This window comes from Streptomyces flavofungini (assembly GCF_014650815.1).
GTDB lineage: Bacteria > Actinomycetota > Actinomycetes > Streptomycetales > Streptomycetaceae > Streptomyces > Streptomyces flavofungini.
The window spans coordinates 487,348-509,101 of the sequence record NZ_BMVR01000002.1; the positions used below are offsets into that span (position 1 = coordinate 487,348).

20 protein-coding genes are annotated in these 21,754 nt (G+C 72.2%); 5 read left to right on the forward strand and 15 right to left on the reverse strand.

Annotated elements, in window-relative coordinates; all coding sequences use genetic code 11:
- Positions 1-95: 95 nt before the first annotated feature.
- Positions 96-416 (reverse strand): ferredoxin, encoded by a 321-nt coding sequence (fdxA, locus tag IE274_RS05985; protein WP_030359762.1) that lies wholly within the window; start codon positions 414-416, stop codon positions 96-98.
- A 143-nt stretch (positions 417-559) separates the two neighbouring features.
- Here fdxA and IE274_RS05990 point away from each other — a divergent pair, with 143 nt between their 5' ends.
- The 3 genes from IE274_RS05990 (at position 560) to IE274_RS06000 (ending at position 3,808) form a co-directional block, all read left to right on the forward strand.
- Positions 560-1,588 carry a GNAT family N-acetyltransferase gene (locus tag IE274_RS05990; protein ID WP_190114505.1) on the forward strand — a complete coding sequence of 343 codons (1,029 nt, stop codon included), beginning with the start codon at positions 560-562 and terminating at the stop codon, positions 1,586-1,588.
- Positions 1,589-1,967: 379 nt separating this feature from the next.
- Complete coding sequence (locus tag IE274_RS05995; protein ID WP_190114506.1) at positions 1,968-2,822, forward strand: transglutaminase-like domain-containing protein; 855 nt, start codon at positions 1,968-1,970, stop codon at positions 2,820-2,822.
- 137 nt (positions 2,823-2,959) lie between these two features.
- Positions 2,960-3,808: a transglutaminase family protein gene (locus tag IE274_RS06000; RefSeq protein ID WP_190114507.1), complete on the forward strand. Its 849-nt coding sequence runs from the start codon at positions 2,960-2,962 to the stop codon at positions 3,806-3,808.
- Positions 3,809-3,848: 40 nt separating this feature from the next.
- On the opposite strand, the gene IE274_RS06005 is transcribed toward IE274_RS06000, so the two are convergent.
- The 8 genes from IE274_RS06005 to IE274_RS06040 form a co-directional block, all read right to left on the reverse strand.
- Entirely contained in the window at positions 3,849-4,451 is a 603-nt protein-coding gene (locus IE274_RS06005; RefSeq protein ID WP_268255558.1) for a response regulator transcription factor, read from the reverse strand.
- A 164-nt stretch (positions 4,452-4,615) separates the two neighbouring features.
- Positions 4,616-5,890, reverse strand: a complete 1,275-nt coding sequence (locus IE274_RS06010; protein ID WP_190114751.1) for a sensor histidine kinase — start codon at positions 5,888-5,890, stop codon at positions 4,616-4,618.
- A gap of 29 nt (positions 5,891-5,919) precedes the next feature.
- Positions 5,920-6,714, reverse strand: a complete 795-nt coding sequence (locus IE274_RS06015) for an ABC transporter permease (RefSeq protein WP_190114750.1) — start codon at positions 6,712-6,714, stop codon at positions 5,920-5,922.
- Positions 6,715-6,776: 62 nt separating this feature from the next.
- Entirely contained in the window at positions 6,777-7,748 is a 972-nt protein-coding gene (locus IE274_RS06020) for an ABC transporter ATP-binding protein (RefSeq protein ID WP_190114508.1), read from the reverse strand.
- A gap of 239 nt (positions 7,749-7,987) precedes the next feature.
- Positions 7,988-10,234: a hypothetical protein gene (locus IE274_RS06025; RefSeq protein ID WP_190114509.1), complete on the reverse strand. Its 2,247-nt coding sequence runs from the start codon at positions 10,232-10,234 to the stop codon at positions 7,988-7,990.
- 140 nt (positions 10,235-10,374) lie between these two features.
- On the reverse strand, positions 10,375-10,743 hold the full coding sequence (locus IE274_RS06030) for a DUF6113 family protein (RefSeq protein ID WP_190114510.1): 369 nt from the start codon (positions 10,741-10,743) through the stop codon (positions 10,375-10,377).
- 281 nt (positions 10,744-11,024) lie between these two features.
- Entirely contained in the window at positions 11,025-11,936 is a 912-nt protein-coding gene (gene mshB / locus IE274_RS06035) for an N-acetyl-1-D-myo-inositol-2-amino-2-deoxy-alpha-D-glucopyranoside deacetylase (protein ID WP_190114511.1), read from the reverse strand.
- Between the two features lie 199 nt (positions 11,937-12,135).
- Entirely contained in the window at positions 12,136-12,330 is a 195-nt protein-coding gene (locus tag IE274_RS06040; RefSeq protein ID WP_030359751.1) for a hypothetical protein, read from the reverse strand.
- Between the two features lie 222 nt (positions 12,331-12,552).
- Between IE274_RS06040 and IE274_RS06045 the strand changes: the two genes are divergently transcribed.
- Positions 12,553-14,727 (forward strand): prolyl oligopeptidase family serine peptidase, encoded by a 2,175-nt coding sequence (locus IE274_RS06045; protein ID WP_190114512.1) that lies wholly within the window; start codon positions 12,553-12,555, stop codon positions 14,725-14,727.
- Positions 14,728-15,137: 410 nt separating this feature from the next.
- Here the strand turns inward: IE274_RS06045 and IE274_RS06050 are convergent, their stop codons facing one another.
- The 5 genes from IE274_RS06050 to IE274_RS06070 form a co-directional block, all read right to left on the reverse strand.
- Positions 15,138-16,160, reverse strand: a complete 1,023-nt coding sequence (locus tag IE274_RS06050) for an ABC transporter ATP-binding protein (RefSeq protein ID WP_190114513.1) — start codon at positions 16,158-16,160, stop codon at positions 15,138-15,140.
- Positions 16,153-17,160, reverse strand: a complete 1,008-nt coding sequence (locus tag IE274_RS06055; protein ID WP_190114514.1) for an ABC transporter ATP-binding protein — start codon at positions 17,158-17,160, stop codon at positions 16,153-16,155. The genes IE274_RS06050 and IE274_RS06055 overlap by 8 nt, the downstream gene beginning before the upstream one ends.
- 6 nt (positions 17,161-17,166) lie before the next feature.
- Positions 17,167-18,153: an ABC transporter permease gene (locus IE274_RS06060; RefSeq protein ID WP_190114515.1), complete on the reverse strand. Its 987-nt coding sequence runs from the start codon at positions 18,151-18,153 to the stop codon at positions 17,167-17,169.
- Positions 18,146-19,069, reverse strand: coding sequence for an ABC transporter permease (locus IE274_RS06065; protein WP_190114516.1), 924 nt, complete (start codon positions 19,067-19,069; stop codon positions 18,146-18,148). The genes IE274_RS06060 and IE274_RS06065 overlap by 8 nt, the downstream gene beginning before the upstream one ends.
- 106 nt (positions 19,070-19,175) lie before the next feature.
- Complete coding sequence (locus tag IE274_RS06070) at positions 19,176-20,804, reverse strand: peptide ABC transporter substrate-binding protein (protein ID WP_190114517.1); 1,629 nt, start codon at positions 20,802-20,804, stop codon at positions 19,176-19,178.
- A 156-nt stretch (positions 20,805-20,960) separates the two neighbouring features.
- Between IE274_RS06070 and IE274_RS06075 the strand changes: the two genes are divergently transcribed.
- Positions 20,961-21,545 carry a Uma2 family endonuclease gene (locus IE274_RS06075; RefSeq protein WP_190114518.1) on the forward strand — a complete coding sequence of 195 codons (585 nt, stop codon included), beginning with the start codon at positions 20,961-20,963 and terminating at the stop codon, positions 21,543-21,545.
- Position 21,546: 1 nt separating this feature from the next.
- Here IE274_RS06075 and IE274_RS06080 read toward each other — a convergent pair whose 3' ends face one another.
- Entirely contained in the window at positions 21,547-21,741 is a 195-nt protein-coding gene (locus IE274_RS06080) for a DUF397 domain-containing protein (protein ID WP_190114519.1), read from the reverse strand.
- Between the last annotated feature and the right edge of the window lie 13 nt (positions 21,742-21,754).

The following is a 21,754-nucleotide window of genomic DNA, read 5'->3' on the forward strand; positions in this document are numbered from 1 at the left end:
ACGGGCTCCAGGGGTGTGTAGGTCCTGACAAACGCCTCGGTCCCGTACGGCGTGAAGAGCCGTACGGGACCGGGGCGGCGCTCGGGCGACCGCTGCTACTGGTTCTGCGGCGGCAGCGCGGCGATGAAGGCGTGGTCGCGCTCGATCAGGCCGAGCTTGCTGGCACCACCGGGCGAGCCGAGGTCGTCGAAGAACTCGACGTTCGCCTTGTAGTAGTCCTGCCACTCTTCAGGAGTGTCGTCTTCGTAGAAGATCGCCTCGACCGGGCAGACCGGTTCGCAGGCACCACAGTCGACGCATTCGTCCGGGTGGATGTACAAGGACCGCTTGCCCTCGTAAATGCAGTCGACCGGGCACTCCTCGATGCACGCCTTGTCCTTGACGTCGACACAAGGCTGCGCGATGACGTAGGTCACGCTGTCGTTCCTCCTCGATACGGGCGTTGGCGGGCCGTCCTCAGGCTCCGCTCGCCTGGCGCGCGGGAGCGCGGCGTCGTCGATGCCCGCACCTAGTATCTCCGTTCCCGGGCATGATCCGAACAGGAGGGGCGTACAGAGCTGTGGAATTCACCGTCAGCGGACGACTCGAGGTCCGAATTACCCCTTCTGACGTGGGCAAACGTGTCTCTGTCCGACGACTGGTCGAAGGTGGGGCGCAGCGACAGGAGTTCACCGACACGGTGGGTGTTCTCACATCGTGGAATGACGATGTGCTGGTGATCACACGCCGGGACGGGCAAATTGTCCGGATCGCGCAGCGAACGCTGGTCGCCGGCAAGGTCGTGCCGACCGCGCCCGCCCGTCGGCGCGGCCCCGCGGCGACGTACCCGGAGCTGGCGCGGGTCGCGGCGCGGGCCTGGCAGCCGGTGGTGAGCGAGCGGCTCGGCGACTGGGAACTGCGGGCCGCGTCCGGGTTCACGCGGCGCGCCAACTCGGTGCTGCCGCTGGGGGATCCGGGGCGGCCGCTCGACGAGGCGCTGGCGTTCGTGCGGCGCTGGTACGCCGACCGGGGGCTGCCCGCGTACGTGCAGACCGCGACCGGGGGCGAGGGCACGCAGGAGCAGTTGTGCGCCTGGCTCGTGGACCGGGGCTGGGAGCGGGAGGTGAGCGCCGAGCTGCGGGTGGGCGCGCTCGCACCGGTCGGGGACCTCGACGTGGACACCGAACGGGTGACGCTGTCACGGTCCGTCGACGCGGACTGGCTCGGCCGCTACCAGCGGTCCGGGGAGGTCGGCCCCGATGTGCTGCGGGTGCTCGGCAGCGGCCCGTCGGTGTGGTTCGCGACCGTGCCCGGCGGCGAGGGGGCGCCCGCGGCCATCGGACGGTGCGTGGTCGACGGGCGGTGGGCCGGGTTCATGGCGGTCGAGGTGGATCCGGCGCGGCGGCGTGCGGGGCTCGCGACGGCCGTGATGGCGGCGCTGGCGCGGCGGGCCCTGGACGAGGGCGCGTCGGCCGCGTGGCTCCAGGTGGAGGAGGACAACGGCGGCGCGCGGGCCCTGTACGACGGGATGGGCTTCGCGACGCATCACAGCTATCACCACTACCGGGCACCGGAGGGGGACGGTCCGGGCGATGTCGTACGAGAGTGAACCCTCGGGGTGACCCGCGAGGGTGCCCCCGGGGTGAACTGCCCGTGCCGTGACGGGCGGTGCGCGGACGAGCTGTCCTGAGTGACGGAAACGACCAAGACGCGGTCGATCCGGGCGACGGAGAGTGCGGACTGTGGTCGCGGGCATGAGCGGTGCGATATGGCCAGTCACCGGTGGTGCCGACGCTTACCGCTAAGGTCCCCCGGGAATTTGCCTCTCCGGCAACACGACGGGGGACCACCGCACGACCGCTCCACCACCCGCCCCAGGGGCGCCGCCCGACCTCGGCGCCCCGGGGGCCGCACCACCGGCAACCGCACCACGGAGAACCCCCACCGGAGAATTCCACCGGTGCCTGACAGAAACGACAGAGGCACGGATGCGCGCACAGCCCGCGAAGTCCAGTGAATGGCGGCGCAGGTTCGCCGACGAGGCCAGGTCCGAGCGACCCGACCTGTCCCTGTTGTGCCTGCTGCTGAGCGGGGAGGCGGACCCGGCGCTGGACGAGGCGGGCATCGACGCGGCGCAGATCGAGCTGGACAAGCTCGCCGGACAGCTTCCCTTTCGGCCCGGCGGGCCCCGCGAGTGGGCGGCGGCGGTCGCCGAAGTCCTCGGCGGGCAGCACGGGTTCCACGGCACCCCGCCGGATTACCAGCGTTTGGACTCGTCCCTGCTCCACCAGGTGCTCCGGCGCAGGCGGGGCCTGCCGATCCTGCTCTCCGTCGTCTGGATCGAGGTCGCCCGCCGCGCCGGGGCACCGGTGTACGGGGTGGCCCTGCCCGGCCACTTCGTCGTCGGCTTCGGCTCCCCCGACGCGTACGGCAAGCCGGAACAGGTGCTCGCCGACCCGTTCAACGGCGGTCGGCTGCTGTCCACCGAGGACGCCGAGCAGTTGGTGTCCCAGGCGTCGGGCGGCAGGCTCAACCCCTCGCTGCTCGCGGCGGCCGACCCCCTGAACATCATGCTGCGCATCCTCAACAACATCCGCGCCTGGGCGGCAGCCCGCTCCGAGCGCTCCCACGTGGCGCTGTGGGCCCTGGAACTGTCCCTCCTGCTGCCCGCGCACCCGGCGCGCCTGCGCTACGAACGCGCCCATCTGCTGGTCGAGCGCGGCGACTTCCTCGCGGGCGCGCGGGGCCTGGACGAGTACGCCGACGTGGTGGCGTCGATCGAGCCGACGACGGCGGAGCGGGTACGCCTGGAGGCGCGGGCGGCGCGGGCGAAGCTGAACTGAGGGGCAGGAAGGGCGTGCCCGCGGGGCCGGGCGGGTCCCCGCGGGATCCGGACGGCATGGCGCACACCACCCACAGGCGATGTGCTTGGCCCGCGCACCGACCGGTAGCGATCGGTCCGGACGGGCACCACGGACATATGCACCCCCGACCCGCCCGGACCACACCGTGGCGCCGGGCCTTCGCAGCCGAGGCCAGGGCCGAGCGGCCCGACCTGTCCCTGTTGTGCCTGCTGATCGGCACGGAGGCGGACCCCGCGCTCGACGACCCGGGCATGGCGGCGGCACGGCGGCGCCTGGACCGCCTCGCGGCCCTCCTGCCCGCCGGGCCCGGCTGCCCGCGCGCGTGGGCGGCCGCCGTCGCCGAACTGCTCGGCGTGCGCTGCGGGTTCAGAGGCCACCCCGGCGACTACCAGCGCCTGGAGTCGTCGCTCCTCCACCAGGTCCTGCGGCGCGGGCGCGGCCTGCCGATCCTGCTCTCCGTCGTCTGGATCGAGGTCGCCCGCCGCGCCGGGGCACCGGTGTACGGGGTGGCCCTGCCCGGCCACTTCGTCGTCGGCTTCGGCCCCCATGACGCGTACGAGCGATGCGTACTGGCCAATCCCTTCGACGGCGGCCGGGTCCTGAGCGCCCTGGACGCGCAGCTGATGGTCGCCGGGGCCACCGGGGCGCCGCTGGACCCCGCGATGCTGCGTCCCGCCGGTGTCCTGGACATCGTGCGGCGCGTCCTGAACAACATCCGCGCCTGGGCCGCCGCCCGCCCCGAGCACGCCGACGTCGCCCTGTGGGCCGTCGAACTCGCCCTGCTCCTGCCCGCGCACGAGGACCGCCTGCACTACGACCGGGCCCAGCTCCTGGTCCGGCTCGGCGACTTCCGCACGGGGGCCGCCGAACTCGACACGTACGCCGAGGCGCTGGCCGTCCACGACGAGGAGGCGGCGGACCGGGTGCGGGGTCAGGCGCGGGCGGCGCGGGCGCGGCTCAACTGACCGCTCGGATGACCGCTCGGATGACCGCTCGGATGACCGCTCAGAGCCAGCCCTTCTCACGCGCGATGCCGACCGCCTCCGCGCGGTTGCGGGCCGCCAGCTTCTGGATGGCCGTCGACAGGTAGTTGCGGACCGTGCCCTGGGAGAGGTGCAGGGTGGCGGCCAGCTCGGCGTTGGTGGCGCCGTCGGCCGCGGCGCGCAGGATCTCGCGCTCGCGGTCCGTCAGCGGGTTGGCGCCCTCGGCCAGGGCGGCGGCGGCCAGCGTGGGGTCGATGACGCGCTCCCCCGCGAGGACCCGGCGTACCGCGTCGGCGAGTTGGGCGGCGGGCGCGTCCTTGACCAGGAAGGCGACGGCCCCGGCCTCCATGGCGCTGCGCAGATAGCCGGGCCGCCCGAAGGTGGTGAGCACGACGACCTTCAGGTCGGGCAGCGCCGTCCGCAGCTCGGCCGCCGCCTCGATGCCGGTGCGGCCCGGCATCTCGATGTCCAGGAGCGCCACGTCCACGGCCTGGGCCCGGGCGGCGGCGAGCACCTCGTCGCCCCGGGCGGCCTGCGCGACGACCTCGATGTCCGGCTCCAGGCCGAGCAGCGCGGCGAGGGCCTCGCGGACCATCGACTGGTCCTCGGCGAGGAGCACGCGGATGGGGCGGTCGCCGGAGGCGCTGTCGGAAGCGCTGTCGGAGGCGGTCGTGCCGTCGGGCCCGGAGCCCCCGCCCGGCCCAGTACCCCCGCCCGGCCCCGTGCCGCCGCCCGCCCCGGTGGTCCTGCCCGCTGCCCCGCTGGCCCCAACCGGCCCGTGCGTACCGCTCATGCCGACGATCCTAGGACGGTCGGCGCCGCCCCCTCCGCCCGGCCCGGTACCAGCGGCACCCGCGCCGCGAGCCGGAACCCCGGCCGGTCCCCGCCCTGCCGCCGACGGCCGCCGAGCGCCGGACCCGCCCCGGCAGCAGCCCCAGCCACCGCCCCGGCCGCCGCCCCTGACGACACGTCAAGGACCCCGCCGACCGCCTCCAGGCGCTCCGAGAGCCCCGTCAGACCGTTGCCGTGATCGCCCTGCCCGCCGCCGGACGCGAGCCCCACGCCGTCGTCCTCGACCGCGAGTTCCAGCACGGGCCCCGCCAGGGTCTGGCGGCGGGTCAGCGTGACCGTGCAGCGCCGGGCACCGCTGTGGCGTACGACGTTGGTGACCGCCTCGCGCAGCGCCCAGGCGAGGGCGGCCTCCCGTTCCTCGTCCGGCGCGGCGTCGGCGCCGGGGGCCTCCAGGGGCACGTCGGCGTCGATGCCCGCGGCGGTGAGGGCCGTGCGGGCCCCGGCGAGCTGTCCGGCGAGGGTGAGCCGCCGGTAGCCGGTGACGGCCTCGCGGACGTCCACCAGGGCCTGGCGGCTGACCTGTTCGATGTCGGCGACCTGCTGGGCGGCCTTGTCGGGGTGGTCGGGGAGCATCCGCCCGGCCAGCTCGCTCTTGAGGGTGATCAGGGACAGGGAGTGGCCGAGCAGGTCGTGCAGGTCCCGGGAGAGCCGCAGCCGCTCCTCGTTGGCGGCCAGTTGGGCGACCGTGGCACGCGCCTGCCGCAGCTCCATCGTGGTGCGGATCAGCTGGCGCACGCCCGTCATGGCGAAGCCGACGAGGAGCGTGGTCACGCCGAGGCCGGGGAACAGGTCCGCCGCGTCGGTGTCCCGCATCCCGATCCCCAGCATCAGGAGCGTGACCGCCGGGATGGCCCACACGGCGAGCCGCATCGGCAGGACCGCGCCCGCCGCCACCGCCGCGTACACGAACAGGCCGAGCCAGGCCGTTCCCATGCCGAGGGCGAGGACCGCCGCGAGGGCGGTGAGGGCCGCGAGCGTCACGTACACGACGGGCCAGTCGCGGATCCTGGTCGTGTACCGGAAGACCAGCGTGAGGTAGCAGCCGACGAACGCCGTCAGGCCCAGCGAGCCGAGCGCGGTGGCGGCGACGCCGTGGCCGCCGTCGACCAGGTCCTTCACGGGCGCGGCCAGGAACACCAGCCAGATGCCGATCCAGGCCAGCTTCACGCGGGCCTGGCGGCGGTCGAGGACCGGCTGCCCGAAGGAGTGCATGGGGTGGCGGTCGTGGTCGAGTGGTTCGTTCACGCCTTCAGTGTGTCCTTCCGGTACAGCCAGGCCGCGCCGCCCGCGAACACCAGGAAGTACGCGAGGAGCAGCACCACGTCCCGGGCGTGGGGCGCGCCGCCCAGCTCGATGGCCCGGCCGAGCGCCGCGTACGCGTGCGTGGGCGTCCAGTCCGCGAGCGTCTGGAGCCAGTGCGGGAACGTGGTGGTCGGCATCCACAGGCCGCCGAGCAGGGACAGGGCGAAGTACAGGATCATCGTGACGGGCCGCACCGCGTCGCCCGTGGCGCTGTAGCCGACGGCCACGCCGAGCGCGGCGAAGCACAGGCTGCCCGCCCAGATCGCGCCGGTCAGGGCCAGCCACTGCCAGGCGTCCAGGCGTACGTCCTTGACCGCGGCGGCGGTCACGAACACCACGACGATCGACGGCAGGCTGACCACGGCCGCGCTGGCCGTCTTGGCCAGGACGTAGCCGCGCCCCGGCAGGCTGGTCAGCCTGAGCTGGCGCACCCAGCCGCTCTGCCGCTCCTTGGCGATGCGCTCGCTGTTGCCCATCAGGACGGCCGTGAGCGCGCCGAAGGACGCCATCGACACCATCATGAACGCGGGCAGGGCGAGGCCCGTCCCGTCGACCTCGGTGGTGCTGTCGGCGCCGCCCGCGATGATCACGAAGAGCAGCGCCGGGTAGATCACGGAGAAGAAGAGGAACTTCTTGTTCCGCAGGGCGCGCCGGACCTCGAGGGTGACCAGGGCGCCGGAGGTGAAGCGCGGGCCGCCCGAGGTACGGGCGTGCGGTGTGGCGTGCGTGGTCATGTGGCTCTCCTTCTCCGGGCCGCGGGTGCGGGCCGCCTCGTCGATCGCGCTGTCCGCCCCGCTCATGCCGACCTCGCCTCCTCCGCCGCCGTGATCGCGACGAAGGCCTGCTCCAGGCCGAGGCCCGCGACCTCCAGGTTGCGGGGGTGGACGCCGAGGCCGTACAGCGCGTACACGGTGGCGTCGGCGTCGGTCGACTGGAGCCGGACCGTGTGGCCCGAGATGTCGAGCGTCGACAGGAACGGCAGCCCCCGCAGCCGCTGTTCGAGGGCCGCGCCGTTCTCGCGCAGCTCGTCCAGGTCGAAGCTGACCTTGCGGGCGCCCGCCCTGGCCTTGATCTCGGCGGCGGTGCCGTCGGCGAGGAGCCGGCCGCGGTGCAGGACGAGGACGCGGTCCGCGATCGCGTCGGCCTCTTCCAGGTAGTGCGTGGCGAAGAGGACCGCGCGGCCCCGGTCGGCCTGCTCGCGCATGGTCGCCCAGAAGGCCTGGCGCGCGGTGACGTCCATGCCGGTGGTGGGCTCGTCGAGGACGATCAGGTCGTTGGCCCCGGCGGTGGCGAGGGCGAAGCGGACGCGCTGCTCCTGGCCGCCGGAGAGCTTGTTGACCCGGCGGTCGGCGATCTGGTCGATCCCGGCGGCGGCGAGGACGTCCTGCACGCGGTAGGGCCGCGGGTGCAGGTCGCAGGCGAGTCGCACCAGCTCGCCGACGGTGACCTCGTCCATGAGGCCGCCGCTCTGCAGCATCGCGCCGACCCGTCCCGCGGTGATCGCCTCGCGCGGGCCGGTGCCGAACACCCTCACCGTGCCGCTGTCCGGGCGCCGCAGGCCGAGCAGCAGGTCGAGCGTGGACGACTTGCCCGCGCCGTTCGGCCCGAGCAGCGCCACGGTCTCGCCCGGGTACAGGTCCAGGCTGAGCCCGTCCACCGCCACCACGTCGCCGTACTTCTTGGTCACCCGGTCGAAGCTCACGGCGCTCACGGCCGCTCCCGCAGCCGTGTCCCGGGCCCCGCCCGCCGTTGTCCCTGTCGTCGTCATGTCCCCATCTTTGCTGGTCAGAGGGGTGCGGCAGCAGTGTCTTGTGTGAGCGGACGGGGATGACAGTTGTCATGCGGTACGGGTGACGGGGCGAGATGACGGCCACGCGGCGGGTGCGCCGGGCAGGGGCAGGCGAACGGGCGGGGCGCCTTTCGGCACCCCGCCCGTTTCAGAACCGCCCGTCTCAGAACCGCCCGGCCCCGGACCGTCCGGTGCGGAGCCTCCCGGCCCCGCCTCGGCTAGCTCGGATTCGTCTCGATCACGCCTTCCCGCTCGGCGGGCGTCTTGCCTCGGAGGGCCTTGCCCATGGCCACGGCGACGTCCGTCGGCTGGACCGGCGTCTTCTTGCCGTTGCCGCGCTGGATGAGGATGCCGTCGAAGGTGTTGCCGTAGAGCTGCTTGAGCACCTTCAGGTCGTACGTCTCCGTCAGCCTGCCGCTGCTGGCGGGCTTGGCGCCGAGGATCTGCGGCAGCGACTTGGCGGGGCCGAGCGGGATCGACGCGCTGGTCCCCTTCACGCTGATGGTGACGTTGGCCGACATGGCGGGCTTCGCGAACCGCTGCATGAACGCGTCGACCTCGGCGTTCGAGACCGTCGGCTTGCGGTTGGTGACCGGCACGGTGACGGTGCCCGCGCTGCCCGTCTCGACCTGCTTCTTGTACGCCTCGGCGACGGCCGCGGACGCCTTGTCGGCGTCGATGCCCTTGCCCGCCTTGCCGTACACGGCGACGGCCTTGCCGGGCACGAACTTGACCGTGCCCTCCTTGGCCGATCCCGAGCCGCCCGCGGAGCGCTCCAGGGCGGCCGCCAGCTTCTCCTCGTCGACGGGCATCTCGGGCTCGACGACGCGCTCGCCGCCGAAGAGGCCGCCGATGACCGACACCGGGTTGTAGTCGCTGCCCGCGGCGGCGCGGACGGTGGCCTGGCTGTCGAGAGTGAGGCCCGCCTGGTCCGGCTTGAGGGTGACGGTGTCGCCGCCCACCGTCAGCTTCAGGGGCTTGTTGACGCGCTCGCCGAGCGCCGCGTCGAGCTTCTTCACGGCCTCGTCGCGGGTGCCGCCGCCGACGTCGACGCCGAGGACGGTGGTGCCCTTCGGCACGTCGGCGTGGTTCATCAACAGGCCCGCGCCGTACGCCCCGCAGCCGAGGACGACGACCACGCCGCCGAGCAGGACCAGCTTGCTGCGGCCCTTTTTCTTCTTCTTGGGCGCGGCCGCCGCGGGCACGTTCGGCTGCACCGGCTCGGGCAGCTTCGGCGGCGTGTGCGGCACCGGCTCGTCGAGGTGCGCGCCGGGCGCGAACGGCGAGTTCTGCGCGGGCGGGACGACGGGGATGCCGCTGTTCAGCGTGTCGCCGGAGACGTTGCCGCCGGGGCCGCCGGGTACGCCCGCACCGGGGACGGGCGGACGCGGGCCGCCGGGGGCGGGGTTCTGCGGGGTGAGGATGGCGGTGTCGTCGCTCATGCGGGCGGGGGCACCGGGGATGTTGGGGGTGTTGGGGCCACCGGGACCACCCTGGCCGCCGGGACCACCCGGTCCGCCCGGACCACCCTGACCGCCGGGACCACCCGCACCACCGCGACCGCCCGAGCCGTCGCCCAGGGGCCCGCCGTTGGGGAACGCGTCCGACCCGGAGCCGTACCCCGCGCTGCCGTACAGGTCGGTACCGCCGGGATAGCCCGGCTCGGCCCCCGGACCGCCGGGCGGCAGCATCGGGCCGTCGCCGGTCACCGGTCCCCCGGTCGGCCCGACCGGACCGCCGGCTCCGTACTCGCCCTCGCCGCCGGAGAAGTACGGCAGGTCCCCGCGCTGCGGCTCGCCACCGTGCGGCCCGCCCGACCCCAGCGGCCCGGCCGCGACGGCGCCGGACACGTCGTACGCACCGCTGCCGGAGCCGTCGGACCCGCCGGAAGAGCCCGTCGCGGGCGTGCCGGAGGACGCCGCCGGATCCGGGCCGCCCTTGCCGCCCGCGGCCTTGCGCGGCGCGAACCAGTCGCTGGCCTTCTCGTCGCCGTCCTCGGCGCCCGCGGCTCCCTGCGGCGACGCCGCGTCCCCGGGGGGCGGGGCGGTGGCCGGGGAGGCGGCGGAAGCGGAAGATGCCCCCGCGCCGGAGGGGCCGGTGAGACCCGAGGGACCCGTCGTGCCCGCGCCACTGCGGGCGCCCGTGCCCGACCCCGCGCCCCCGGCGCCGCCCGGGCGCCGGTCGTCCGCGCCTCTGTCGCCGTCGGCGTCGCCGACGGGCGTACGCATGACGACCGGCGGGATCGGCCGCGAACCGGGGATGTTGATCCGGATGCGGGTGGTCAGCGTGGTCTCGGTCTTGGGTTCGTCGTTCCGCTCGTCGCCGGCCCCCTGGCCGACGCCGTCCGGACCGCCCTCGGGCGCGGCGCCCTGTGCGGGCGAGCCGTACGGCGGCGTACCCGACGGGTACGCGGCCCCCGTGCGCCCCTGGGGACCGGAGGACGAACTGTCAGTTTCACGACTCAAGGCAGGTTCTCCTGGTTGGCTCCACCGCCCGTCTCGACCACTCGGGCGGCTCGGCGGCGCGCACCACCATACTGGCCGCCGCCCACGGTCATCCCGTGACCGGCGTCAAACCCGTGCGGGACACGGGCTCAAGTGGTACGTCACTTGCCAAGTCGGGCGTCGGACGCGCCCGGTTGCGGTGACTGCCCGAGGGTGGCACACATCACAGCCACCCCCATACCGCCCAGCAGGAAGACATACGACCCCAGACCGGCGCCGAAGACGAAGTCGCCTTCCGGTCGCGTCGCGGTGAGCAGCATGACGGCGACGAGCCAACCCGCGGCGGGCGCGATGGCCCCGGCGCGGGTGCCGGTGGCGCGCGAGCCGCCGTAGAAGGCACCGGCGCTGCCGAGGAGCGCGAGCAGCAATCCGCCCGGGAACCAGCCCTGTTGGGCGAGCGCGCCCGCCACCCCGACGACGGCTCCGAGCAGGAAGAGCCCGGCGTACGCCACCAGGCGCACGGCGTTCAACGGCTGCGCGAGGAAGCTCCCGGGCGCCGCGGCGGCCCCTGCGCCGGAGGTTTTGGCCGGGGCGGCCTGAGCGGCCGCCCGGCCCGCCGGAGCCTTGGCCGACTTGGCCGACTTCGCTCCCGCGACCTTGGCCGAACCGGATGCCTTGGCCGCCTTGCCCGCCCGCGCTCCCGCCGCCTCGGCCCCCTTGGCCGACGCCGAAGACGAAGAAGACGAAGAAGCCGAGGAGGACGAAGAGGATGGGGAGGACGAAGAGGATGAAGAAGCCCTCGACCGCGCGCTCACTTCTCTCCCCCCGCCGGGCCGAGCCCCGCGAACAGATCCGTCTCGCGTCCGCCGTCCGGCATCACGCCCGCCTCGCCTCTCGCCAGTTCGTAGTACTCCACGTCGAAGATCGGCTGCGCCAGGCCGTTGGACAGGGCGAACAGCGGCGCGTGGACCTCGATCTGGGTCGCGTGGGCGCGCATCGCCGCCGCCTTCGCGGCCCCGAAGGCCCGCCCGTCGATCTCCGTCGTGATGCGGGCGTCGTCGGTCACTCCGGGCACGTCGGCCACGGTGGCGACGGCGGTGAACGGCGAGGCGGGCAGCTCGTCCGGGAGCCGCAGGAAGCGCTCCTCGACGGTCGAGCGGGGGGCGCGGTTCCAGTAGACCTTGGCGACGGTGTGCGCCTCGCCGAGGTCGGCGCGGTAGGCGGGCTCGGCCGCGAGGTCCACGGCGCGCATGGCGACGCGGTGGGCCTGGATGTGGTCGGGGTGGCCGTAGCCGCCGTCCGGGTCGTAGGTGACGAGCACCTGCGGGCGCAGTTCGCGGATCACCTCGACGAGCGGGGCCGCCGCCTCGTCGACGTCGGCGGCCCAGAAGGCGCCGGGGCGGTGGTTCTGCTCGGTGCCCATCATCCCGGAGTCGCGGTAGCGGCCGGTGCCGCCGAGGAAGCGGTGGTCGGCGACGCCGACCTCCTTCATCGCGGCGGCGACCTCACCGATGCGGTGCGCGCCGAGGGCGTCCTCGCGGTCGGCGGCCAGATGGGCGAGGGCGGGCGGGATGACCTCGCCCTCCTCGCCGAGCGTGCACGTCACCACCGTGACTCGGGCGCCCTCGGCCGCGTACTTGGCCATGGTCGCGCCATTGTTGATCGACTCGTCGTCGGGGTGCGCGTGCACGAGCAGCAGGCGCCGGGCGGGCTGTTCCGTCATGGGAACAGCCTACGAGCCCGGAGCACCCCCGCCACGGGGCCGCGAGCCCCCCGCGCCCCCTCGTCTCCCCCTCCCGCTGCCCTCGGGCCCGCCCGACCCGATTCGCCCCCTTCCGCCCCGTTCGCCCCCGTTGCCCCTGATATCCCCTTCGCCCCCGCCAGGCCGAGGCCGGCCGCGGCGGCGCGTACCGCGGGTGCCGTCAGAACTTGATGTCCTCGATGACCCCCGCGAGGTTCGTCGACAGCTCATCGATGGTCGGCGCGAGCGACGAACTGGCGAGATAGAAACCGAGCAGCGCGCAGACGATCGCGTGGATCGTCTTGAGCCCCTGTTTCCGCACCAGCATGACCACGATGATCGCCAGCAGCAGCACCACCGATACCGAGAGTGCCACGGCGGTTCACCTCCCATTCCCATCACGCGACAACGTTCCGACCAACTGTCCCGAGCTGCCCCCGGGCTCCCCCGGGGGCGCCCCCTGCGTCCGGCCGACAGGACCCAACTCGCCGTGCCAGCAAGGTCATACCCACCAAGCGCTACGGATCATAACTATGTGTCGAGCCACATGAGTCGGAGCACCGCAGCACAAGGGGCGCATGAGCCATAGGCTCGGGGAATGACCATCGAGACCCCGGAAACCGACGGGCCCCAGGACGGTGCCGCGCAGCGGCTTTCCTTCCCGCGCCAGCACGCCCGCACGCAGCGCTTCTCCCTGGGCGCGCCGCGCGCCTTCACCGCGGCTCCCGACGGGTCCCGCGTCGTCTTCGTCCGCTCCGCGTCCGGCACCGACCGCACGGGCATGCTCTGGGTCCTCGACCTCGCCGACGGCGGCGGCACCGAGCGGGTCGCCGCCGATCCGCGGGCGCTGCTCGACGGCTCGGCGGAGCAGCTCTCCGCGGCGGAGCGGGCGCGGCGCGAGCGCAGCCGCGAGGGCGGCGCCGGCATCGTCGGGTACGCCACCGACGCGGCCGTGGAACTCGCCGCCTTCGCCCTGTCGGGCCGCCTCTTCGTCGCGGAGCTGCGCGCGGGCACGGCACGCGAACTGCCCGCCCCCGCCCCGGTGATCGACCCGCGGCCCGCGCCCGACGGCCGGCACATCGCGTACGTGTCCGGGGGCGCCCTGCGCGTCACGGGTGCCGACGGCGAGGGCGACCGGGCGCTCGCGGCGCCGGACGCGGTGGAGGCCGCCACGGTGACGTACGGGCTCGCGGAGTTCATCGCGGCCGAGGAGATGGACCGCTTCCGCGGCTTCTGGTGGTCGCCGGAGTCCGACCGGCTGCTCGTCGCGCGGGTCGACGAGGCGCCCGTACAGCGCTGGTGGATCGCCGATCCCGCGCATCCGGACCGGGAGCCGACCTCGGTCGCCTATCCGGCGGCGGGCACCGACAACGCGGACGTACGGCTGTTCGTGGTCGGTCTGGACGGGGTGCGCACGGAGGTCTCGTGGGACCGGGCCCGCTATCCGTACCTGGCGCGGGTGCACTGGTCGGCGGACGGGGCGCCGCTGCTCCTGGTGCAGGCCCGGGACCAGCGCAGCGCGCTGTACCTCGCCGTCGACCCCGACAACGGCTCGACGCGGATGGTGCACGCCGACGAGGACGCCGACTGGCTTGAACTCTTCCCCGGTTCGCCCTGCTGGTCGCCCAGCGGGCGGCTCGTGCGCATCGTGGACGAGGGCGGCGCCCGGGTACTCGCCTGGGGCGAACGGCCGCTGACGGGTCCTCAGCTCCATGTCCGCGCCGTGCTCGACGTGACCGAGGACTCCGCGCTGATCTCGGCCTCCGCGGGCGAGGGCGCCGCCGATCCGGAGATCGGCGAGGTGCATGTCTACCGCGTCAACGAACTCGGCGTGGAGCGGGTCTCGCAGGAGCCCGGGGTGCACTCCGCGGTGCGCGCGGGCGATGTCACCGTGCTGGTTTCGGCCACTCTCGACCGTCCCGGCTCACGGGTGTCCGTGCTGCGCGACGGCAAGCAGGTCGCGACCGTCGCCTCGCACGCCCAGCACCCGGGGCTCACCCCGCGCGTGACGCTCGCCGAAGGGGGCGCGCGGCGGATTCCGTGCGCCGTGTTGCTCCCCACCGGGTACGACCCGGCGGACGGGCCGCTTCCCGTACTCATGGATCCGTACGGCGGTCCGCACGGGCAGCGCGTCATGAAGGCCCACAACGTCTACCTGACCTCGCAGTGGTTCGCCGACCAGGGGTTCGCCGTCATCGTCGCCGACGGGCGCGGTACGCCGGGGCGGTCGCCCGCCTGGGAGAAGTCCGTCAAGGGGGATCTCACCCGCACCCTGGAGGACCAGGTCGAGGCGCTGCACGCGCTCGCCGAGCGGTTCCCGCTCGACCTCGGCCGCGTCGCCATGCGCGGCTGGTCCTTCGGCGGGTACCTCTCCGCCATGGCCGTCCTGCGGCGGCCCGACGTCTTCCACGCGGCCGTCGTGGGGGCGCCCGTCACCGATCTCCGCCTGTACGACACCCACTACCAGGAGCGGTACCTCGACGATCCCCGGACCTCCCCCGAGGCCTACCGCAACAGCTCCCTCGTCTCGGACGACGGGCTCGTCGACCCCGGCCAGCCGCACCGTCCGATGCAGATCATCCACGGCCTCGCCGACGACAACGTGGTCGTGGCCCACGCCCTGCGCCTGTCCTCGGCCCTCCTCGCCGCCGGCCGCCCGCACGAGGTCCTCCCCCTCTCGGGAGTCACGCACATGACCCCGCAGGAGCAGGTGGCCGAGAACCTCCTCCTGCTCCAGGTCGACTTCCTCCGCCGTTCCCTGAACCTCGCCTGACCCCGCCCCGAAAAGCAGCGACCGGTCGGGGCGACATGGCGCACCCCGACCGGTCCAACGGCACCCGCACGGCCGTACGTCCCACACCCTGCCGGACACGTGTCTCCCCGACGGGTCCACGGCGTTGCCCGAATGTTTCCTCTCCCCGCCCCCGCCCCTTCCCGAAACCGGGAGGCTCCACCCCCGGACCCCCGTATCGGCCTGAACGGCCTCGTCCTCAAACGCCGGACGGGCTGGGTATGTGCTGGTGGGCTGGATCTTTCAGTCCGTCCGGCGTTTGACGACGAGGCGCGGAGCGCCGATTCGGCGGAAGCTGTCCCGCCCGAAGGGGGCGTCGGCAGGGGGCTGGGATCCAGGGGCGCAGCGCCCCGGTTTCGGCGAAGGGGTGGGACCGGGGCGCCCCGCGAGGGCTACGGCACCACGTGCTTCTCCTCCGCGAAGTGGCACGCGGAATCATGTGCCGCAGGCCCCTCCACCCCCCGGAACTCCGCCGGAACGGCGAGTTCCGGTACCTCCAGGGCGCACCGCTCCTGCGCCTTCCAGCACCGCGTGCGAAACCGGCAGCCGGACGGCGGATTGGCGGGCGACGGCACGTCCCCGCTGAGGATGATGCGTTCGCGATGCTCGCGCGCGGTCGGATCGGGCACCGGCACGGCGGAGAGCAACGCCTGCGTGTAGGGATGCGTCGGATGCTCGTAGATCTCGGCGTCGGTGCCGGTCTCGACGATCCGCCCGAGGTACATGACCCCGACCCGGTCGGAGATGTGCCGCACGATGGACAGGTCGTGGGCGATGAAGACGTACGACAGCTCGAATTCGCTCTGGAGCTTGTCCAGCAGGTTGACGACCTGCGCCTGCACCGACACGTCGAGCGCCGACACCGGCTCGTCGGCGACGATGATCTCGGGCCGCAGCGCGAGCCCGCGCGCGATGCCGATGCGCTGCCGCTGACCGCCCGAGAACTGGTGCGGGTAGCGGTTGATGTACTCGGGGTTCAGGCCGACGACGTCCAGGAGGTCCTGGACCTTGCGGCGGCGGTCGCCTTTCGGCGCCACCTCCGGGTGGATCTCGTACGGCTCGCCGATGATGTCGCCGACTGTCATCCGGGGGTTCAAGGACGTGTAGGGGTCCTGGAACACCATCTGGATGTTGCGGCGCACAGCCTTCAGCGCACGCCCCGAAAGCCGGGTGATGTCCTCGCCCTTGTAGCGGATCACCCCGGCGGTCGGCCGCTCCAGGTTGACGAGCATCTTCGCGACGGTGGACTTCCCGCACCCGGATTCTCCGACGATGCCGAGCGTCTCCCCGGTGCCGAGGTCGAAGTCCACACCGTCGACGGCCTTCACCGCGCCGATCTGGCGCTTGATCAGAATCCCCTGCGTGAGCGGATAGTGCTTCACGAGCCCCCGCACCTCCAGGATGGGCTCAGCCACGGAGGGTCTCCTTCCAGAAGTGGCAGGCGCTGCGGCGCTCCGCCGTCAGCCCCTCGTACGTGACCGTGGCCAGCGGCGGGACGTCGGTGCGGCACACGTCCTGGGCCATGGGGCAGCGCGGGTTGAAGGCGCAGCCGGGCGGGATGTTCATGAGGTTGGGCGGCAGGCCCTTGATGGCGAAGAGGTCCTGGCCCTTCTGGTCCAGGCGCGGGATGGATTCGAGCAGGCCCTTGGTGTACGGGTGCGCGGGGGCCTTGTAGATCTCGTGGACGGGGGCCTTCTCGACGATGCGGCCCGCGTACATGACGGCGATGGTGTCGGCGACGTCGGCGACCACGCCGAGGTCGTGGGTGATCAGGATGAGGCCCATGTTCAGCTCGCGCTGGAGCTCGGCGAGCAGGTCCATGACCTGGGCCTGGACGGTGACGTCGAGGGCGGTGGTGGGCTCGTCGGCGATGATGAGGGAGGGTTCGAGCGCCATCGCCATGGCGATCATGATGCGCTGGCGCATGCCGCCGCTGAACTGGTGCGGGTACTGGGTGACGCGTTCCTTGGCGGCGGGGATGCGGACCCGGTCCATCAGCTCGACGGACTTGGCGCGGGCGTCCTTGCGCGACATCCCGCGGTGGACGACGAACATCTCGCCGAGCTGGTCGCCGACGCTGAGGACGGGGTTCAGGGAGCTGAGGGCGTCCTGGAAGATCATGGCCATGCCCGCGCCACGGATCTTGCGCCGCTCGTCCTCCTTGAGCTTCAGCAGGTCCTGGCCCTGGAAGAGGATCTCGCCGGAGGTGATGCGGCCGGGCGGGATGTCGAGGATGCCCATGATGGCCTGGGCGGTGACGGACTTGCCGGAGCCGGACTCGCCGAGCACGGCGAGGGTCTCGCCGGCGTCCACGCCGTAGTCGACGCCGTTGACGGCCTTGGCGACACCGTCACGCGTCCTGAACTCCACGTGCAGGTCGCGCACTTCGAGCAGTTTGGATGCCGTGTTCGCCATGGGCGGCTACCTCAGCTTCGGGTCGAGGGCGTCGCGCACCGCGTCGCCGAGCATGATGAACGCGAGCACGGTGACCGCGAGGGCGCCCGCGGGCCAGAGCAGCATGTGCGGGGCGTTGCGGATGTACTGGGACGCGGCGGAGATGTCGATGCCCCAGCTCACGGTGGGGGGCTTCAGGCCGACGCCCAGGTACGACAGGGTCGCCTCCAGGGAGATGTACGTGCCGAGGGCGATGGTCGCGACGACGATGACCGGGGCGACGGCGTTGGGCGCGATGTGCCGGAGCAGCATCCGCGAGTTGGAGGCGCCGAGGGCGCGGGCGGCCTGGACGTAGTCGTTCTGTTTGGCGGTGATGACGGAGCCGCGGGCGATGCGGGAGAGCTGCGGCCAGCCGAGCAGGACCATGAAGCCGATGACGGGCCAGACGGTGTTGCTGGTGACGACGGAGAGCAGCACCAGGCCGCCGAGGACGACGGGGATGGCGAAGAAGATGTCGGTGATGCGGGAGAGGATCGCGTCCCACACGCCGCCGAAGAACCCGGCGAGCCCGCCGAGCACGCTGCCGAGGACGGCCACGCCGAGGGTGGCGCACACACCGACGGTCACGGAGGCGCGGGCGCCGTACACGGTCCGCGTGTAGACGTCGCAGCCCTGGCCGTTGAAGCCGAAGGGGTGGCCGGGCGAGGAGCCCTTCTGGGCGTTGGCGAGGTCGCAGTCGAGCGGGTCGCCGGAGGCGATCAGCGAGGGCCACAGGGAGATGACGACCAGGAAGAGGATGATCAGGCCCGAGATGATGAAGATCGGGTTGCGGCGCAGGTCGCGCCAGGCGTCGGACCACAGGCTGCGGGCGGGCGCGGCGGCTCCGGTGCCGCCGGGGCCGCCTTCGGGGCCGCCGGGGGTGAGCGTCGTCGCCTCGCTCGCCGCGAGGTCCATCGCGCCGCCCGCGCCGGTCCCAGCGATGGCGCCCTCGGCGGGCTCATGGGGTTCAGGCATAGCGGATCCTCGGGTCGAGTACGGCGTACAACAGGTCGACGATCAGGTTCGCCAGCAGGAAGACGAGGACGAGCACCGTCACGAAGCCGACGACGGTCTGGGTGCTCTGCCGCAGGATCCCCTGGTAGAGCTGGAAACCGACGCCGTGGATGTTGAAGATCCGCTCGGTGACGATGGCGCCGCCCATGAGCGCGCCGACGTCCGTGCCGATGAAGGTGACCACCGGGATGAGTGAGTTCCGCAGCAGGTGCTTGGTGATGACGCGCCGTCGCGGCAGGCCCTTGGCGACGGCGGTGCGCACGTAGTCGGCGCGGCGGTTCTCGGCGATGGAGGTCCGCGTGAGGCGGGTGACGTACGCCAGCGAGACGGAGGCCAGCACGAGTCCCGGCACGATCAGTTCGTCGACCGTGGCCTCCGACGACACGGACGGTTTGATGACGCCCCACTCGACGCCGAGCAGCAGTTGCAGGAGCAGGCCGGTCACGAACGTGGGGATGGAGATGACCACGAGGGTCAGGAGCAGCACGACCGTGTCGACGGGCTTGCCGCGCCGCAGGCCGGTGAGGACGCCCAGCGAGATGCCGATGACGATCTCGAAGACGATGGCGACGAGGGTGAGCCTGAGGGTCACGGGGAACGCCGACGACATCAGCTCGGTGACCTTCTGGCCGTTGAAGGCGGTACCGAAGTCGCCCGTGAAGACGTTGCCCATGTACGTCGCGTATTGCTGCCACACGGGCTTGTCGAGGCCGAACTCCTTCTTGAGCTGGGCCGCCGTCGCGGGATCGCACTTGCGGTCGCCACAGAGGCCCGCGATGGGGTCGCCCATCACGTTGACCATCAGGAAGATCAGCAGGGTGGCGCCGAAGAAGACCGGGATCATCTGCAGCAGACGCCGGATCACATAACGACCCATGAGGGCTCGCTCCGGAGGTAGCGGGAGGTGGCTGGAGGTGGCGGAGCGGCCGCCCGGCGGGGGCCGGACAGGGGCCGGGCGGGGCCGGACGGCCGCTCCTCCGACGTCAGTTGACCTTGATCTCCTCGTACACCGGCACGCTGAACTGGTTCAGCGCGACGTCCGAGACCTTGTCCGAGTAGCCGGCGCTGCCGTTCTGGTACCAGAGCGGGATGGCGGGCATGTCCTTGGCGAGGATCTTCTCGGCGTCCTGGAACTTGGTGACGGCCTTGGCGGCGTCCGTCTCCGCGTTGGCCTCGTTGATGAGCTTGTCGAAGTCCTTGTTGGAGTACTTGCCGTCGTTGGACGAGGCATCCGTGAAGTAGTTCGGCTCCAGGAAGTTCTGGATCAGCGGGTAGTCCATCTGCCAGCCCGCGCGCCAGGCCCCGTCAAGCTTCTGCTGGGACGCCTGGCTGCGGAAGTCGGCGAAGGTGCCGATGGGGTTGCCCACGCACGCCTTGTCGTTGCCGAGCGCCCGGTTGATGGAGTTGCAGACGGCGTCCACCCACTCCTTGTGCGAGCCGGTGTCCGCGTTGTACGAGATCTTCAGGGTGCCGCCGGGGATGCCGCCGCCCTCCTCGACCAGCTTCTTGGCCTCGGCCGCGTTGTACTCGCAGGCGTCGCCGCAGAGGCTGTCGCTGTAGCCGCCGTCCTCGCCGAGCACGGGCGAGGTCCAGTCCTTGGCGGGGGTGCGGGTCTTCTGGAAGATCGTGTCGGTGATCTGCTTCCGGTTGATGGCCATGGAGAGGCCGCGCCGGACCTTCTCGCTGCCGGCCTTGTCCCACTTGGCGTCGTAGAACGGGAAGGCGAGCGTCTGGATGATCCCGGCAGGCGTGTTGATGTACCGGTCCCCGAGGTCGCTCTTGACGTTCTTGAGCTGCGAGGCGGGCACGTCGTCGACGAGGTCGAGGTTCCCCGCCATCAGGTCCGTGTACGCGGTGTTGTTGTCGGTGTAGACCTTGAGGTCGACTCCCCCGTTCTGCGCCTTGTCGTCCCCCTTGTAGTCGTCCCACTTCCTGAGCTCCATCTTGGAGCCCTTCTGGTACGACTTGATGGAGTACGGGCCGTTGCCGACGGGCTTGGACAGCCAGGCCTCGTGGTCGGTGAAGAACGCCTTGGGCAGCGGCGCGAAGGACGGGTAGCCGAGGGTCTCGGGCCAGGTGGAGAACTTCTGCGTGAGCTTCACGGTGAAGGTCTTCTCGTCGACGACCTTCAGCCCCGACAGGGTCTCGGCGCTCGCGCTCCCCTTCTCCGGGTGGACCTTGGCGTACCCGTCGATGTACCCGAAGAAGTACGCGTTCTTCTGGTTGTTCTTCAGGTGCGCCCCGTAGTTCCAGGCGTCCACGAACGACTTGGCGGTGACCTTCTCGCCGTTGCTGAACTTCCACCCGTCCTTGATCTTGACGGTGAAGTTCTGTGAGTCCTTCGTCTCGATGGACTCGGCGATCATGTCCTTCGCCTCGCCGGTCTTCGGGTCGTACCGCTTCAGCCCCCGGAAGATCATGTCCAGGACCTTGCCCCCCTGGACCTCGTTCGTGTTCGCGGGCTCCAGCGGGTTCTGCGGATCCCCCCAGGACGACCCCACCACCCCGGAGCCGTCGCCACCGCCACCGCTGCTCCCACCCCCACAGGCCGTCGCCGCGAGTGCGACGGCCACCGCACCGGCGGCCCACTTGGCGTGCGTGGCTCCACGCATGGAGTGCCTCCTCGATCGCTCTGCGCGCCGACTGTGCGCGCGTTACCGCAAATATCGCGGCAGAGCGGACGAACCGCACATTTAGCCCGGCCGTATGAGGAGGAGGCCATCCGGATGTACGCATGCGGCCCCGCGGGGCCTCGCTACGCTGCACATATGGACTACGCCAAGATGCGCGCGATCGCCGAGGAGCTCGGGGCCTACGCCGAGCAGCTCGAGGGCTCCTGGAGCGTAGAGATCGGCCCTTCCGGGCCGATACTGGCCATGATGTGCCCGTCCAAGAGGCACGAGGGCACGGTCCGTCGAATCTGCAAACAACTCGACGAGCAGCTTCCAGCTACCCACCCCGGCTACATCTGCGCCAACGGCCCCGAGATCGAGCACCCTTCGATCGGCCGCATGCGCCGACCGGACGCCGTGGTGATCCCGGAGGCGGTGCTCGACGAGGAAGGCCTGGCCGTGGACGCCTCCCAGGTCCTGGCGGTCATCGAGATCGTCTCCCCCTCGAACCCGGAGAACGACTACGTCGGAAAGCTCGCCGACTACCCCGCGATGGGCATCGAGCACTACCTGATCGTCGACCCCAGGAAGGGCACCATCGAGGTGCACACCGAGCCGTGCGGGACGCACTACAGGAAGACGGAGCCCTACATCTTCGGCGACCAGGTCTCCCTGGGCCCCTGGACCATCGACACATCCGCCTTCCGGCGTTACGCGAAGCCGGGGGAAGCCGGGGGCTGAGTCACGCCTGGCCGCGTGCGCTCGCCTTGATGTGGTGGAGGAGCCCGCGCAGGGCGGCCGGGGTGGTCGTGGCCATCTCTGCGGGGCGGTCGCTCTCGCGGAGGTGGATGCGGCCGGTGGGGTCGGTGGCCAACTCGACGCATTCGCCCTCGCCGCCGGTACTGTACGAGGACTTCTGCCACGTGAGCTGGAACATCCGACTCCCCTAC